This window comes from Thermosipho globiformans, from assembly GCF_003990895.1.
GTDB lineage: Bacteria > Thermotogota > Thermotogae > Thermotogales > Fervidobacteriaceae > Thermosipho > Thermosipho japonicus.
This window is the reverse complement of record NZ_BHXD01000019.1, coordinates 1-14206: the sequence shown is the minus strand read 5'-3', so window position 1 is coordinate 14206 and position 14206 is coordinate 1. Positions and strand designations below refer to the sequence as shown.

The window sequence follows — 14206 nt, the reverse complement described above, 5'->3', positions numbered from 1 at the left end:
GAGGAATGAATGAAAAGACACTAAAGGCACAGATTACATATATGTTACTAGGTCAGCAGTTAACAATGTTAATAGACGCACTCACTGCTCATCCTAAAATGATTAGATTGATTGAAAAATAATTTTTACATTGGCCAGGGTGTTAAAATAAAATATTTTGCTTCCAATACCTAGAAAAATTTGGAATCTTTTAATTAAATAATGAGTAATTCATTTTGATACACGAATAGATTCGGTGTAGACAAGTAATTGAAAGTTTGGGCAAGTTTTTTGAATAGGACTACTGATAAATTAAATCCATAATCTTTAAACAAGGAGGAGCATAAATTGGCAACAATTGAGGATGTTGCAAAAAAAGCAGGAGTTTCTATAGCTACAGTATCTAGAGTGATTAATAATGTCTCTAATGTATCAGAAAGGACTAGGATTAAGGTATGGAAAGCAATCGAAGAATTAAATTACAAACCGAAAATTTTTGCATCTGCTCTTGCAAGGCATAAGGAAAAATTTAGAGTTGGGATATGTAAAAGTGAAAGATTAGCAAAAATGGAACAAGAAAAAATAGAGCCCGAATTTTATAGTGTAATTCTCAAATCATTAGAAAAAGCAGGAGAGGCATATGGAATAAAATTTTGTGGAGTAAATTTATCTAATCCTATAGAATGTGATGGATATATTTTAGTTGGTGGTGACACAACTAAGAAAATAATTGAAGAGTATAGAACTTTAAAAAAACCATTTTTACTTTTAGACCACTATATTCCTGGAGTAAATGTTGATTCTATTGTTACAAATGGTTTTGACGGTGCTTATATTGCAACAAGTTATTTGATTAAAAAAGGATTTAGAAAAATTTATCACATTCATGGTCCTTTGAATTCCTATGGATTTAAAGGGCGTTTTCAAGGATATACAGTTGCTATGCAAGAGGCTGGCTTTTTGCCAAAATATTATGAATATGATGACGTAAAAAACAATATGTCTGATGTACTTGATTTTATGTTAAGGCAAGATGATTTTCCTGAAGCAATTTTTGCTTCAAATGACGTTACTGCAATGAGAATAATTAGAGAATTGAAAAGGAAAAATATAAGGGTACCTGAAGATGTTTCAATAATTGGTTTTGATGACATCATAAGTGCTAAAGATTTTGAACCACCATTGACAACTCTTAAAGTTTTTAAAGATGAGATGGGTTCTTTAGCGGCAAAGAGAATTTATGAATTGTTGGTAGGCCATGATTCACATCCTGTAATAATTTCACTTTTTACAAAATTTGTGAAAAGGAAGAGTTCCATTTAGTATTAATTAAAAAACTGAAAATATAATAATATATCTTAATTAGTTTTGCTGTCTAGCTTTTATAAATAAAATAATAATTGTAAAAAACTTAATTTTATGGATAAATAATTCATGCAATTCTAATGATTTTTTAGATTTTAGAAAATAAATCTTGGAGAGTTAAAGTGAGGAGGAATATTTATGAAACTTGAATTAGAAAGACATCCAAGAAATCCATTATTTGCACCAAATCCAAATCACCTTTGGGAAAGCAGATTTGTTTTTAATCCTGCAGTAGTATATGATGGAGAGTTATTTCATATGCTTTACAGAGCACAGGGTGAAGATATGGTTTCTAGAATGGGTTATGCTGTAAGTATTGATGGAGTAAATTGGAATAGATTTGAAAAACCTGTTTTTTCTCCAGCGACTCAAGAAGAATTGTACGGCGTAGAAGATCCCAGAATTACATATTTAGATGGATATTATTATATAAATTACACAGCATATTCTCCTACTGGAATTAAGGTTGCAATGGCTCGAACCAAAAATTTTATAACTTACGAAAGATTTGGGCCCATACTGCCCGAAAGTCCAAATAAAGATGCTGCTCTATTTCCTGAAAAAATTAATGGAAAGTATGTTCTTATACACAGAATTGAACCAGATATCTGGCTTGCATTTTCAGATGATTTAATTCACTGGGGAGATTATGTAAAAATAGCATCTCCAAGAAAAGATTACTGGGATAATGTTAAAATTGGTGCAGGAGCTCCACCAATTAAGACGGAATATGGTTGGCTTCTTTTATACCATGGTGTTCAGAATGGACCAAGGAATATATACAGATTAGGATTTATTGTACTCGACCTAAATGATCCAACAAAGGTTATTAAACGTTCTGAAGAACCAATTTTGGAACCAGAAGAGGATTGGGAGGTTTTTGGAGGAGTTCCCAATGTAGTATTTTCTGATGCAATGATTAGATATAAAGATAAGTATTACGTTTATTATGGAGCAGCTGATAATTATATAGCACTTGCAACAATTGATGTTGAAAAGGTTGAAAAATGGATGAGGGGGTAAATATATATTTAAGATTGGAATAGTTGGCGCATGGAGCGCCGTTTTTTCTTTAAGAATTATTAGTGATTTTACAAAGATACCTTAATTTAAAGGCGTTGAATTTTGTTTGATAAATGTAGATAATGCAGGATAAATACAGCTTCTTCTCTATAACAGTAGAGCAATATTTCAAAATATAAAACTTTTCTTCCCGCATATCTCTGCGGGATTTTTTTAACAAAAATAGATATAAACATTATAATTATATTACCATATGGTCATATAGTTAAGATTTTCGGTAAAGAGTCGAATGAGAAAGAAAAGCATTTAGTCATATAATATGGCTTTTGAGGATTGAATATTCATATTCACATGTAACTTCTCTTTTAAACTATTTACATTTATCTATTAGGTACATAAGATACGTTGTTTTTGAGTAAGTAATACAAATTTACCAACTTTCTTGCACTTAAAATAAAAGCTCTCATATGTTTGTGTGTAGTTGTTTGAGCATATTTTCTTCGATAATAGTCTTTGAAAATTGGGTCATATATTCTTAGTGAATTTGCTGCCATGACAAGGTATGTTCTAAGGTACTTATTTCCTTTTTTGGTTAGTTGAGTATTCTCTGATTTGTAGTTGCCACTTTGTTTAATGTTCCATACAAGGCCAGCATATGAAGCTAACGCTGAAGCATTTCTAAAACGATTGATATCACCTATTTCAGCAATTATACCGGCAGCAGTAATATCACCTATTCCTTTGACTGTAGTTAGGGTATTTGGAATTCTTTTAATCAATTTACTTATTTCTTTCTTTACTAAATTGATTTGCTTTTCATAATGTTGGATTAATTCGATAGAGGATACAATAGAAAGTCTTAAAGTATTAGAAGGATTAGGAGATAACCTCAAGGCATTTTTGGCAAAACTCAGAAGAATAGGCAGATGCTTTATTAAATAAATTCAAATTGCCTTGAGAAGAGTTATCAACAAAACCTTTGCCAATAAAATCAGAGTAAAAAGACATCTAGATCTTTGAAAAATTAATAGCTAAAATAGCCATAGAAATCATATTGGTTTAAGTACCACCTTACAACCTCGCGGTATATAAGAATATGAGGTAAAACATTTCCGGCAAGTAAAAAGATGTGCTCTAGTTAAACAATCTAATTTAAGGAGACTTAAGTCTCAAGGAGGAGAAACCTAAAACTATTTTACCAGAGATTTTTGATAGTAAACATAACAATTAAAAATTAACTATTTGAGATTGCATAAGACTATTTACTTTTCAAAGACCAATTTTTTACTTATTAATAAATTTATTGTACAAGGAGTGGTGGCATGATTGAGGTTATAGAAATTATAAAGTTGTTTTCAAACGAAACAAGGGCAAGAATACTATTTTTAATTTCTAATACAGAAGTATGTAATTGCGATATTGAAAATGTTCTTAATATAACCCAATCTAATGTTTCAAAACATCTTAAACAGGCTGAGTTTTTGAATTTAGTTAATAAAAGAAAAAGCTCTTACTGGACATACTATAGTTTAAACAATGAGATGTTAAAAAGATATAGCTTTATCAATGAGATATTAAAAGAATTAGCTAAAATTGAACCATTTAAAAATGATTTAAAAAATTTAAGAGAGTATTTAAAAAAGCCTGGTAGATGTGAAAGGAGGTAAATTGATGAAAAAGAAAATAAAATTTTTTGAAAAGTATCTTAGTATTTGGGTAGCTCTTTGTATAATTGGCGGATTTTTACTTGGGAGAGTTTTTCCTCAAATTCCAAAAACTCTAAGCAAATGGGAATATGCAAATGTGTCTATTCCAATTGATATTTTAATCTGGTTAATGATTTATCCTATGATGCTGAAAATAGATTTTTCAAGTATTAAAAATGTAAGAAGAAATCCAAAAGGACTTATAATTACTCTCACTGTTAATTGGTTGATCAAACCTTTTACAATGTATTTTATATCCTATTTCTTTTTAAAAATAGTTTTTGGAAATATAATTGGCGCTGAGTTATCATCTGAATATGTAGCAGGAGTTGTTTTACTTGGAGCGGCACCTTGTACAGCTATGGTTTTTGTATGGAGCTATTTGACAAATGGAGATGCCTTATATACCCTTGTTCAGGTAACTATTAATGATCTTGTAATTTTGTTTGCTTTTGCTCCGATTGTTTCATTTTTGTTGAAAGTTGGAAATATTACAGTACCTTTCAAAACACTTATATTTTCAGTAGTTATTTTTGTTCTTATTCCTTTAATTGCAGCGATAATTACAAGGCATTATGTAATTAAGAACAAGGGAAAAGAATATCTTGAAAGAAAATTTATTCCGAAATTTTCAACAATCTCTATTATTGGGCTTCTTCTGACTTTAATACTTCTTTTCTCCTTCCAAGGTGAGATTATAGAAAAGAATTTTATACACATTTTACTTATTTCAATTCCGTTAATTATTCAAACTTTTCTTATTTTTACTATTGGATATTTCTGGGCTTATTTTTGGAAAGTTCCACATTCAATTGCTGCACCTGCTGCAATGATTGGAGCAAGCAATTTCTTTGAACTTGCAGTTGCAGTTGCTATTTCTCTCTTTGGAATGAACTCAGGAGCTGCACTTACAACTGTTGTTGGAGTATTAGTTGAAGTTCCAGTAATGCTTACACTAGTCAAAATAGCAAATACAACGAGAAAGAAATTTAAAAATGCATAGGAATTAAATTGTGGTATAAATAATAATGGAGGTTGATAAAATGATGAAAATAGCATTTATTTCAGATGTACATTCAAATTTAGAAGCCTTAGAAAGTGTTTTAGAAGATATAAAAAAGGAAAATGTTGATAAGATATTTTGCCTTGGGGATCTTGTAGGTTATGGGCCAAATCCAAATGAGGTTATAGAAACAATAAAAAATGAAAATATTATTTCGGTAATGGGAAACTATGATGATGCAGTTGGATTTAAAAAAACAAGTTGCGGTTGTTCTTATAATCCTGGGAGAGAAACTGAAGTTGGTGATGAATCATTATCATGGACTATAAAAGTAACAAGCAAAGATAACAAAGAATTTTTAAAGAATCTTCCAAAAAAACTTTCATTAGAAATTGAAGGAGTTAAAATTTTACTTGTACATGGAAGTCCTTTAAATCACTTATTGGAATATGTAAAATCATCTACTGATCCTGAGAGATTAAAATTAATTGCAGAATCAGTTGAAGAAGATATCATAGTTAATGGTCATACTCATTTAGTTATGGCAAAGCATTTGTATGGAAAAACAATTTTAAATCCTGGAAGTGTTGGAAGAACCAAAGATGGAAAACCAGGAGCAACTTATTTAATATTAGAAATTGATAAAGGTGTATTTAGTTATAGATTTAAATTTGTTGAATACGATGTTAAAAAAACAGTTGAAAAAATAGTTAAAGTGGGTCTTCCAATTGAACTTGCAACTGTTTTGGCTCTTGGTACAACATTTAATATGGGACCTTCAAAAAATAATAAAAATGATCTATGTATTTTTAAAGTTTAATGTTGGAGGATAAAATTATGCCAAAATTTCAAAAAGGCAAAGGTAAATGGGGTTAAATAACAAATGTTTTATCAAGAATAGGGGAAGAATTTGTTTGTTATCATGCTTAGAAAAATGTATGTTTCATTTTTTTAATTTGAAGTAAACAGAAAATTGAAATATGGAAAGCAAAATAAAAAACGTTGATAAACTACCATGATTTGTAAAAATTGTGTTTTTTGCTTTAATTCATAATATCTTGTAGATCTCTTTTGGGGCCTGCATATATCGTGTGATTTGCATGCGTATATTCCGCTGTTTCAAATTAAAAAGATAGTTTTGATAGGTACCAAAATTCTGCTATTTGAATACTAAATATCAACTTTTTTATTTGCTCCATTTCTGGAAGTAAGTCAAAAAAATGGATTTTTAATATTGTAATATGATCTATATTTTTTTATACATATCCATATTTTCAAAAATAACATACTCTAAGTTTTTGAAATTTAGGACAATTTCAAGATCAGCATTAATTTGAACTAATGTATTGTATATATTTCTTCTAATTTTATCATTATAATCAATTGGCAAATAATATCCTAATGTTACATGTGGAATGTAAAAATCATTTTGTTTGATTAAAGTATCAAATATTTTTCTAGTATTTAATAGTAGATTTAATCCCTCTTCATTTGTTGGAGAAAACATTATTCCAATGGCGGAACCACCATTGTAGAGACCTAAAGATTTCATCTTCATTTTTTTACTTGATTTTATTTCTTCTAGTATTTTTTTTGCCTTCTCTTTGTTGTTTTTAATGCAATTTTCAATTTTTTTAGTTATGTTGTAATTACAAAGATCATGTAATGTCATATGAAAATATTTTTCTGATAAAGGTTGTGCTAAATAATTACCTAATTGGGAATATAATATTTTTTGAATATTTAAAACCTTTTTTTTATCTTCTTCTTCCAAGAAAAAAATAATCGTATCCCCCTTAAAATCCTTATAATTACCTTTTTCATCTACCTTTAAAAAGAGTTCATTTTTTGGATTCCATTCTTTTAGTAAATTTACCAATGAGTTTTCCCTCAATTCTTCTAACTTTTCAATATATTTATTAAAATTTAGTTTCATAACACACCTCCATAAAAGAAAGTTTTTTTCAAATTTTAAAATATAATGGAGATTATTTCCGTAAAATTGAAATAAATAATATTTTTTTACAAAATTTAAATATGGTATTATCGAGTTGAAGTTGACCATAGCTTTATTAGAAAAACTATCTATCAATATTTGGGAAAAATACTGTATTAATATAAAGAATCTTGTAATTATTTTAACATATTTGACAATAAAATCTTTTTTAAAAGTAATTGTATATTCTAACTTATTCCATGAGGAGGTGGGGTTATGAAAAGATTATTTGTTTTGTTATTAGTAATTTCAGTTATTATGGCTTTTAGTGTTGAAACGTTGGTTGTTAGTTCAAGACTTTGGACTCCTCCAACAGAAAAAGAATTTATTTTAAATGAGATTATCAAGCCATTTGAGGAAATGTATAACGTTAAAGTTGTTTTCCAAACAATGGATGATGAAACAATGTTAAAACAAGTTAAAGTACAAAAGGAAACTGGTAAAATTACTACTGATGTTATTATTGCATATGCTACAAAAATGCCTGAGTGGGTAGAAAATGGCTTAGTAGTAGACCTTACACCTTATGTTAGCAAATGGACTGATAGGCACTTTTCTAAAGGTTTTGATTCCATGACTGTTTTTAATGGTAAAAGATATTTCCTCCCTGTTGGAGCTGATGTATATCTTACGCTCATTAATAAAAAAGCGTTGCAATATAAGCCAGCTGACGTAGATGTTCAGAATCTTACCTGGGAACAGTTAGCCGAATGGGCAAATTTAGTTGCTCAAGGTGAAGGAGAAGGTAAATTTGCTGTAACTGGTGTTCCAATGAAATCTCTCATTTATCAAATCGGTGCAATTTCTTTATCATATGGTGGTCATTGGCCAAATTTAGATAATCCAGGAGCAGTTGCTGCATGGTATTTGATTTATAAAATGAAAGATGCATTTTCACCTGCGGTGAAAACATATGATGATACAAGACCTCCAATGAAAAGAGAAGAAACTTGGATGACTGTTGCACATTGTGCTCGTGTTGGAGAAGTTTATAAGAGCAATCCAACTCAATTTATTATTGCACCTGCTCCAAAAGGACCTGCAGGTATTGGTTCAATTGCTGGAACAAGTGGTCTTGCAATTGTCAATGGTACAAAACATTTTGATCTTGCTTTAAAGTTCTTAGAATATATGACAAGACCTGATATCATGGTTAAGTCTCATAAAGGAACAGGTGGATTTATCCCTCCAGTTGATGAAGCAATCAAGTATTTAGGAAATGATGAACAAGATGAAGTTATTAAAAATGCTATTAAAGTTATGAATCATGGAGTTCTTTCTTACATTGCACCAATTTGGAAAGATTGGGGACAAGTAAAACTTGTCTATGATGAACTTTTTAAAAAGATGATTCTTGAAGAAGGAAAATTGGATGTTGATATGCTTGAACTTTATCAACTTCAAATTGATGCACAAAGAAAATAAAAATAAATTTTTGGGGGCTGTATGCCCCCTTAATTAAGTGAGAGGTGATTAATTTTGCCAAAGACTTTCTCGAAAAAATGGATTCCATATTTTCTCATTGCCCCAACGTTAATCTACTATATAGTTTTTTGGTTAAGGCCAGTTGTTTCTGCAATTTACTATAGTTTTTTTGACGACAATAACGTCTTTACAATTAATAATTACTTGACAATTTTTAGAGATGAGTACTTCAAAAAAGCTGTTATTAATACTTCTATTTTTGTAGTTATATCGGTAACTCTTGAATTTGTTGTTGCTCTTGGACTTGCTTTGATAATTAACAAAAAATTTAAAGGTGCCCAAGTTTTATTGTCTATAGCACTAATCCCTATGGCACTTCCTGCTGTTGCAGTAGGCGCAATGTGGTCAAGTGGTTTTGCAACATATGGATGGGTTAACAGTTTGTTATATCATTTAGGATTGATTTCTGCAGATGGTAAAATTGCATTTTTAGCTGGGAATGATTTTCAATCGTTGATGTTGATAATTCTTATCGACGCGTGGCAAGTTATTCCTTTTATGATGGTTATTCTTCTTGCTGGACTTCAAGGTCTTTCTAAAGAAGCAATAGAAGCAGGATACATTTTTGGTGGTTCAAAATTTACAGTTTTAAGAAAAATTACTTTACCTATGCTTAAACCAAGTATTCAAACTGCTTTAATTTTAAGAATAATATCCGCAATTCAAGTGTGGTTAATAATAGTAATGATTTATGGTTATAGAAGAATTCCTGTATTGCTAGAAGAAGTAGTATTTTATGAAGAACAATTATTAGGTTTCTATAGAGTTGCTCTTGCCTATTCCGTTATTGTTGCTGCAATTGTTTCTGTTGTTTCAATAATTTATTTGAAAGTCTCTGGTGCCTTTGAAAGGGAGGAGCAATGATATGAGAGCGAATAAAATTTTAAAACAAACACTTTTCTATCTTGTTGTTGCTGGAATTATCCTTGTAATATTAACTCCGATATACTTTTTAGTAGTAATTTCACTAATGTCGGACCAGGAAGCTTACGATTGGCCTACTCAATTAGTACCTTCTTTCTTTAATAATTACAAACTTGAAATAGTTGACGGAAAATTTTTGATCAGCGTTTATAGTTCTGCAAAGAAAAAATATTCTACACTAATTAAAACAAATGATTTTGAAGAATTGCAAAAATTTGTAAGGAATAAAACAAATTCAACTATAAAGAAAGAAAGATTTGATATTCAGGTTAAAAAGCTAAATGAGTTGATAAGTAAAAACAGTGAAGAAATAAGTAATTTAAGAGATAAAATTGCAAGTTTAGAGTCTAAATTAAATACAATAACGGTTAACCTAGTAAGATATAAAACTCAATTAGAAAAGGCAAAAAAAGCTAATATGAATAATTTGATTTCAATAATTAATGAGAAAATTATTGAATTTGAAAATGAAAAGAGAGAATATGAAAAACAAATAAAAGAGTTGAATGAAAGACTTGATGAAATAGGTTCTGTAAAATTTTCAGTTTCTAAGCATTTATTTGATAATTATGTTAATTTTTTCAGAGTAACAAGTGATGCTCTTCCTGCCCTATTTAGAAGTATTCAAGTAGCAATTTTAACTGTTCTTATTTCCTTAACTATTGGTGGAATGGCAGGTTATGCATTTGCAAGATACAATTTTAAAGGGAAAAATTTGCTGAAGTTGAGTGTTCTATTTGTGAGAATGTTTCCAGGAATTTCAATTGCAATGCCAATGGTTATAATTCTCATAAATATGGGATTTTATGATAAGCCTATTGGTCTTTCATTAGTTTATTCTGTTGGGCAAATTGGAATGACAATATGGATAACAGCAAGTATTTTTATGGGAATTTCAAAAGAGTTAGAAGAAGCTGCTATGATATTTGGGACCACAAGATGGGGAGCATTTTTTAAAGTTACATTACCTCTGGCACTTCCTGGATTGGCAGCAAGTGCAATGTATGCTTTCATAGGTAGTTGGTCTGAGACTGCTCAAGCAATTGTTTTAACTCAGTTTAATCCTACCTTTCCTGTTGTTGTCTATCAAACACTTGTAGGTGCAAAAGGATTAATAAATTTGACTGCTGCTGGAGGTGTTTCACTTGCACTTCCTGCTGTTGTTTTTACTCTAATTATTAGAAGGTACATTTTGCAAATGTGGGGTGGAGTAAAAGTATAAAAACAATAATAAAAAGGAGAGATGATACATGGCTACACTTGAGCTTATAAATCTTTCAAAAAGATATGGGAAGAATGTTTGGGGAGCAAAAAATGTAAATCTTAAAGTAAATAATGGAGAGTTCATAGTTTTTCTAGGGCCATCTGGATGTGGAAAGACAACTACTTTAAGAATGATTGCAGGGCTTGAAGAAGTTACTGAAGGAAAAGTGATTATTGATGGAAAAGATGTAACATATTTAGAACCTAGAAAGAGAGAAGTTAGTATGGTTTTTCAAAGCTATGCGGTTTGGCCTCATATGACAGTATATGATAATATTGCATTTCCATTAAGATTAAGAAAAATGCCTGTGGATGAAATTGATAAAATTGTTAAAGAAGTAGCTGAAATGGTAAAAATCGAAGAACTTCTAAAAAGATTTCCATCCCAATTATCTGGTGGGCAAAGACAAAGGGTTGCTCTTGCTAGAGCTCTTGCAGTAAAGCCAAAAATATTTTTAATGGATGAACCACTTTCAAATTTAGATGCAAAATTAAGAGTTAAAATGAGAACAGAGTTAAAAGCAATACACCATAGAACAGGAGCTACTACCATTTTTGTTACACATGATCAATCAGAAGCAATGTCTATGGCAGATAGAATAGTTGTTATGAGGAATGGTAAAATAGAACAAGTTGGAACTCCAGATGATGTTTACTTTTACAGTGCAAATGTATTTGTTGCTGGTTTTATTGGAACACCTCCTACAAATTTCTTTAAAATGAATATAGTTAAAAATAATGGAGAAATACATTTGAAAAATAACTATATTGATATTAAAGTATCAGAAAAAATTAAACACGTAATTGAAAAATACAATAAAGACGAGATAATTGTAGGAATACGTCCTGAAAATTTACTTATAACTGATGATGAAAAAAGTGCTATTTTCAAAGAGAAAATTTTAGTTGTTGAGCCTCAAGGTTCACACCAGGTTATTGCTGTTGAATTGGGAGATCAAATTGTAAAAATCGTTGCACCAGCTTTCCCAAAATATTCTGCTGATCAAATCATTAAGGTAACATTGGACCATGAAAGAATGATGCTGTTTGATGTTGATACAGAAAGTAGATTGGAGGGAATTTGATGAAAGTTGCACTGGTTCACTATAGAGCTGGTTTAATGGACGGAGTATCACTTGAAATGGAAAAATGGAGAAAGGTATTAAAAAGAATGGGCCATGAAGTTGATATCGTAGCAGGGAATAATAAAGAAGGAGTAGATGTTGTTGTTCCATCAATTGGTTTTGAAAATCCAAAATATAGATTAATAAATAAAAATGCTTTTGAAAAACTTGAAGATTTTGATATCAATGGATTATTGAATATAATTTTTGAAGAAAGTGATAAAGTGTATAATGACATTTTTCACGTTCTTAAAAAGTATGATGTAATTATTCCAAATAATATTTGGTCTTTAGGAGCTTTTTTGCCATCAGCGATTGCTCTCTTTAGATTTGCTAAAGAGCATCCAGAAAAAATATTCATAGGGCATCACCACGATTTTTGGTGGGAAAGAGAATATTTTTTAAATTATACAGATGAAAAGATTAAAAAACTTTTAGAAATGTATTGTCCTCCACTTGGTGATAATATAAAACATGTTGTAATAAATTCACTCGCTAGGGACGCTCTATATTTGAAAAAGAAAGTAAAATCTACAATTGTACCAAATGTAATGGATTTCAATGAACCTCTATTTACAAATGAAGATGTAAATTTAAAAATAAGAAATGCATATAATATATCTGAAAATTCGATTGTTTTACTTCAGGCTACTAGAATAACAGAACGAAAAGCAATTGAATTAGCAATTGAGCTGGTTAATCAAATGTCAAAACTTTCTAAAAAATATGTTGGTAAAAAATTATATAATGGAAAAATATTTAATGGAGAGATAATTTTAGCATTTTCTGGAATGTGTGAAAGTGAAAATTATAAATACAAATTATTAGATTTGGCATTTAAATATGGTATTCGTACAGTAGATTTATATCCTAATGTTGAAAATAAAGTATGGACTTTTTGGGATTTGTATAGTGTTGCAGATGCTATTACATATCCATCTATTCTTGAAGGTTGGGGGAATCAATTGCTAGAAGCAATTATGGTAAAAAAACCTATAGTTTTATTTGAATACAAAGTTTTTGAGTCTGACATAAAAATGTCTGGACTAAAATATATAAGTCTTGGAAATAGTTATGTCAAAAAAAATGGTTTGGTTAATGTCGATAAAGGAATTGAAATAAAAGCTGCTGAAGAATTGTTTGAAATTTTGTTTGATAAAGAATTGTATGAAAAAACTGTAAATGAAAATTTTGAAATTGGTAAGAAATTTTATAGCTTGGAGAGTTTACAAAAAATTATTCAAGGAATTTTAAATGATAAAGTATGAATTTAATAAGGAAGGTGAATAAATAATATATGGAAGATGTTAAATTAGGAATTATTGAAAAATTAAAAGCTATTTATGACCAATTAAAACCTGCTGAAAGAAAAATTGCAAGATATATTATTAACTATCCAGATGATGTAATACATCATTCGATAAGTGAATTATCTGAACTTGCAAAAGTAGGAGAAGCAACTATTTCCAGGATTAGTCGAAAGCTTGGATATAAAGGGTTTCAAGCATTAAAAATAGAACTTGCAAAAGAACTTTCCTCAATATCATTTGAAGAGGCTAAAACTAATTCTGTAATTTCAGAAGTTATTGAATCATTGAATAAATTATCAAAGATTATAAATGAAAATGAAATAAAACAAATTGCAAAAAAAGTAATTGAATCAAATAAAATATTCTTTTTTGGTGTAGGTTCTAGTGGTGTAGTAGCTGAATATGGAGCATTATTATTTACAAGAGGAGGATTCTTTGCAAATTATTATAACGATCCTCATATGCAAGTTATAAGTGCAGCAGGGATGGATAATCAAACAGTAGTTTTTGGGATTTCCTCAAGTGGAAATATTAGAGATACAGTTAAATCTATGAAAGTTGCAAAAGATTCAAAAGCATTCACTGTTGCTATTACAGGAGGGTATGAATCGAAAATTACTGAAGTTGTGGATAAAACTCTCTATATTCCTCCTGCCGGATTAGAACGCGGTATGCCAAAAATTTCTCCGATTGTTTCTCAAATTTCAATTCTTCATATGATTTTTGAAGAAGTTTTATCTTTGAAAAAAGAAGCTATAGAGATTATTAAAAAGGCTAATACAACTTTGAATACGAAAAAATATGCTAGCAAAAACGAAAAGATATAGATATTTGATTAAGACTAAAAATAAAAATTCATATGACTGATAAAAGAATTATTAAGAATTCATGAAGTAACAATTAATATAAGTTTTTTAAAGATATAATGTAAAAAGTTATTGACAATTATTCGGTAGCATGTAATTTTTTGTGTAAATACCTCTTCTTGGATGGTAATAAATTAATTAAATTGGATTATAATTCTTAAA

12 protein-coding genes and 1 pseudogene are annotated in these 14206 nt (G+C 29.5%); 11 read left to right on the top strand and 2 right to left on the bottom strand.

Annotated elements, in window-relative coordinates:
• Nucleotides 1-327 precede the first annotated feature (327 nt).
• Both EO083_RS09340 and EO083_RS09335 read left to right on the top strand, forming a co-directional pair.
• The gene (locus EO083_RS09340) at nucleotides 328-1302 is read left to right on the top strand and encodes a LacI family DNA-binding transcriptional regulator (protein ID WP_126994133.1); all 975 of its coding nucleotides are present in this window, start codon (nucleotides 328-330) and stop codon (nucleotides 1300-1302) included.
• Nucleotides 1303-1482: 180 nt separating this feature from the next.
• Entirely contained in the window at nucleotides 1483-2367 is an 885-nt protein-coding gene (locus tag EO083_RS09335; protein WP_126994131.1) for a glycoside hydrolase family 130 protein, read from the top strand.
• 380 nt (nucleotides 2368-2747) lie between these two features.
• Here the strand turns inward: EO083_RS09335 and EO083_RS09330 are convergent.
• A pseudogene (locus EO083_RS09330) lies at nucleotides 2748-3278 on the bottom strand (transposase); the annotation flags it as partial.
• 411 nt (nucleotides 3279-3689) lie between these two features.
• On the opposite strand from EO083_RS09330, the gene EO083_RS09325 reads away from it, so the two are divergent.
• From EO083_RS09325 to EO083_RS09315, 3 genes are read left to right on the top strand one after another with little or no spacing between them, the layout of a single operon-like run.
• Nucleotides 3690-4034 (top strand): ArsR/SmtB family transcription factor, encoded by a 345-nt coding sequence (locus EO083_RS09325; protein ID WP_126994129.1) that lies wholly within the window; start codon nucleotides 3690-3692, stop codon nucleotides 4032-4034.
• 4 nt (nucleotides 4035-4038) lie between these two features.
• Nucleotides 4039-5076, top strand: a complete 1038-nt coding sequence (gene arsB, locus EO083_RS09320; RefSeq protein ID WP_126994127.1) for an ACR3 family arsenite efflux transporter — start codon at nucleotides 4039-4041, stop codon at nucleotides 5074-5076.
• 43 nt (nucleotides 5077-5119) lie between these two features.
• Nucleotides 5120-5896 (top strand): metallophosphoesterase family protein, encoded by a 777-nt coding sequence (locus EO083_RS09315; RefSeq protein ID WP_164723714.1) that lies wholly within the window; start codon nucleotides 5120-5122, stop codon nucleotides 5894-5896.
• 426 nt (nucleotides 5897-6322) lie between these two features.
• On the opposite strand, the gene EO083_RS09310 is transcribed toward EO083_RS09315, so the two are convergent.
• On the bottom strand, nucleotides 6323-7012 hold the full coding sequence (locus EO083_RS09310; RefSeq protein ID WP_126994123.1) for a hypothetical protein: 690 nt from the start codon (nucleotides 7010-7012) through the stop codon (nucleotides 6323-6325).
• Between the two features lie 276 nt (nucleotides 7013-7288).
• On the opposite strand from EO083_RS09310, the gene EO083_RS09305 reads away from it, so the two are divergent.
• From EO083_RS09305 to EO083_RS09280, 6 genes are read left to right on the top strand one after another with little or no spacing between them, the layout of a single operon-like run.
• Nucleotides 7289-8497: an ABC transporter substrate-binding protein gene (locus EO083_RS09305; protein ID WP_126994121.1), complete on the top strand. Its 1209-nt coding sequence runs from the start codon at nucleotides 7289-7291 to the stop codon at nucleotides 8495-8497.
• A gap of 54 nt (nucleotides 8498-8551) precedes the next feature.
• The gene (locus tag EO083_RS09300) at nucleotides 8552-9421 is read left to right on the top strand and encodes a carbohydrate ABC transporter permease (protein WP_126994119.1); all 870 of its coding nucleotides are present in this window, start codon (nucleotides 8552-8554) and stop codon (nucleotides 9419-9421) included.
• A gap of 1 nt (nucleotide 9422) precedes the next feature.
• Nucleotides 9423-10703 carry a carbohydrate ABC transporter permease gene (locus tag EO083_RS09295; RefSeq protein WP_126994117.1) on the top strand — a complete coding sequence of 427 codons (1281 nt, stop codon included), beginning with the start codon at nucleotides 9423-9425 and terminating at the stop codon, nucleotides 10701-10703.
• 28 nt (nucleotides 10704-10731) lie between these two features.
• Nucleotides 10732-11829: an ABC transporter ATP-binding protein gene (locus EO083_RS09290; protein WP_126994115.1), complete on the top strand. Its 1098-nt coding sequence runs from the start codon at nucleotides 10732-10734 to the stop codon at nucleotides 11827-11829.
• Nucleotides 11829-13136 (top strand): mannosylglucosylglycerate synthase, encoded by a 1308-nt coding sequence (gene mggS, locus EO083_RS09285; RefSeq protein WP_126994113.1) that lies wholly within the window; start codon nucleotides 11829-11831, stop codon nucleotides 13134-13136. The genes EO083_RS09290 and mggS overlap by 1 nt, the downstream gene beginning before the upstream one ends.
• 29 nt (nucleotides 13137-13165) lie before the next feature.
• Nucleotides 13166-14005, top strand: a complete 840-nt coding sequence (locus tag EO083_RS09280; protein WP_126994111.1) for a MurR/RpiR family transcriptional regulator — start codon at nucleotides 13166-13168, stop codon at nucleotides 14003-14005.
• Nucleotides 14006-14206 lie beyond the last annotated feature (201 nt).

Bases quoted from the DNA above. Each gene is read 5' to 3' on its own strand.
- EO083_RS09290 (WP_126994115.1), top strand. From the start codon at position 10,732: ATGGCTACACTTGAGCTTATAAATCTTTCAAAAAGATATGGGAAGAAT.
- EO083_RS09310 (WP_126994123.1), bottom strand. From the start codon at position 7,012: ATGAAACTAAATTTTAATAAATATATTGAAAAGTTAGAAGAATTGAGG.
- mggS (WP_126994113.1), top strand. From the start codon at position 11,829: ATGAAAGTTGCACTGGTTCACTATAGAGCTGGTTTAATGGACGGAGTA.
- EO083_RS09325 (WP_126994129.1), top strand. From the start codon at position 3,690: ATGATTGAGGTTATAGAAATTATAAAGTTGTTTTCAAACGAAACAAGG.
- EO083_RS09335 (WP_126994131.1), top strand. From the start codon at position 1,483: ATGAAACTTGAATTAGAAAGACATCCAAGAAATCCATTATTTGCACCA.
- EO083_RS09305 (WP_126994121.1), top strand. From the start codon at position 7,289: ATGAAAAGATTATTTGTTTTGTTATTAGTAATTTCAGTTATTATGGCT.
- arsB (WP_126994127.1), top strand. From the start codon at position 4,039: ATGAAAAAGAAAATAAAATTTTTTGAAAAGTATCTTAGTATTTGGGTA.
- EO083_RS09295 (WP_126994117.1), top strand. From the start codon at position 9,423: ATGAGAGCGAATAAAATTTTAAAACAAACACTTTTCTATCTTGTTGTT.
- EO083_RS09315 (WP_164723714.1), top strand. From the start codon at position 5,120: ATGAAAATAGCATTTATTTCAGATGTACATTCAAATTTAGAAGCCTTA.
- EO083_RS09280 (WP_126994111.1), top strand. From the start codon at position 13,166: ATGGAAGATGTTAAATTAGGAATTATTGAAAAATTAAAAGCTATTTAT.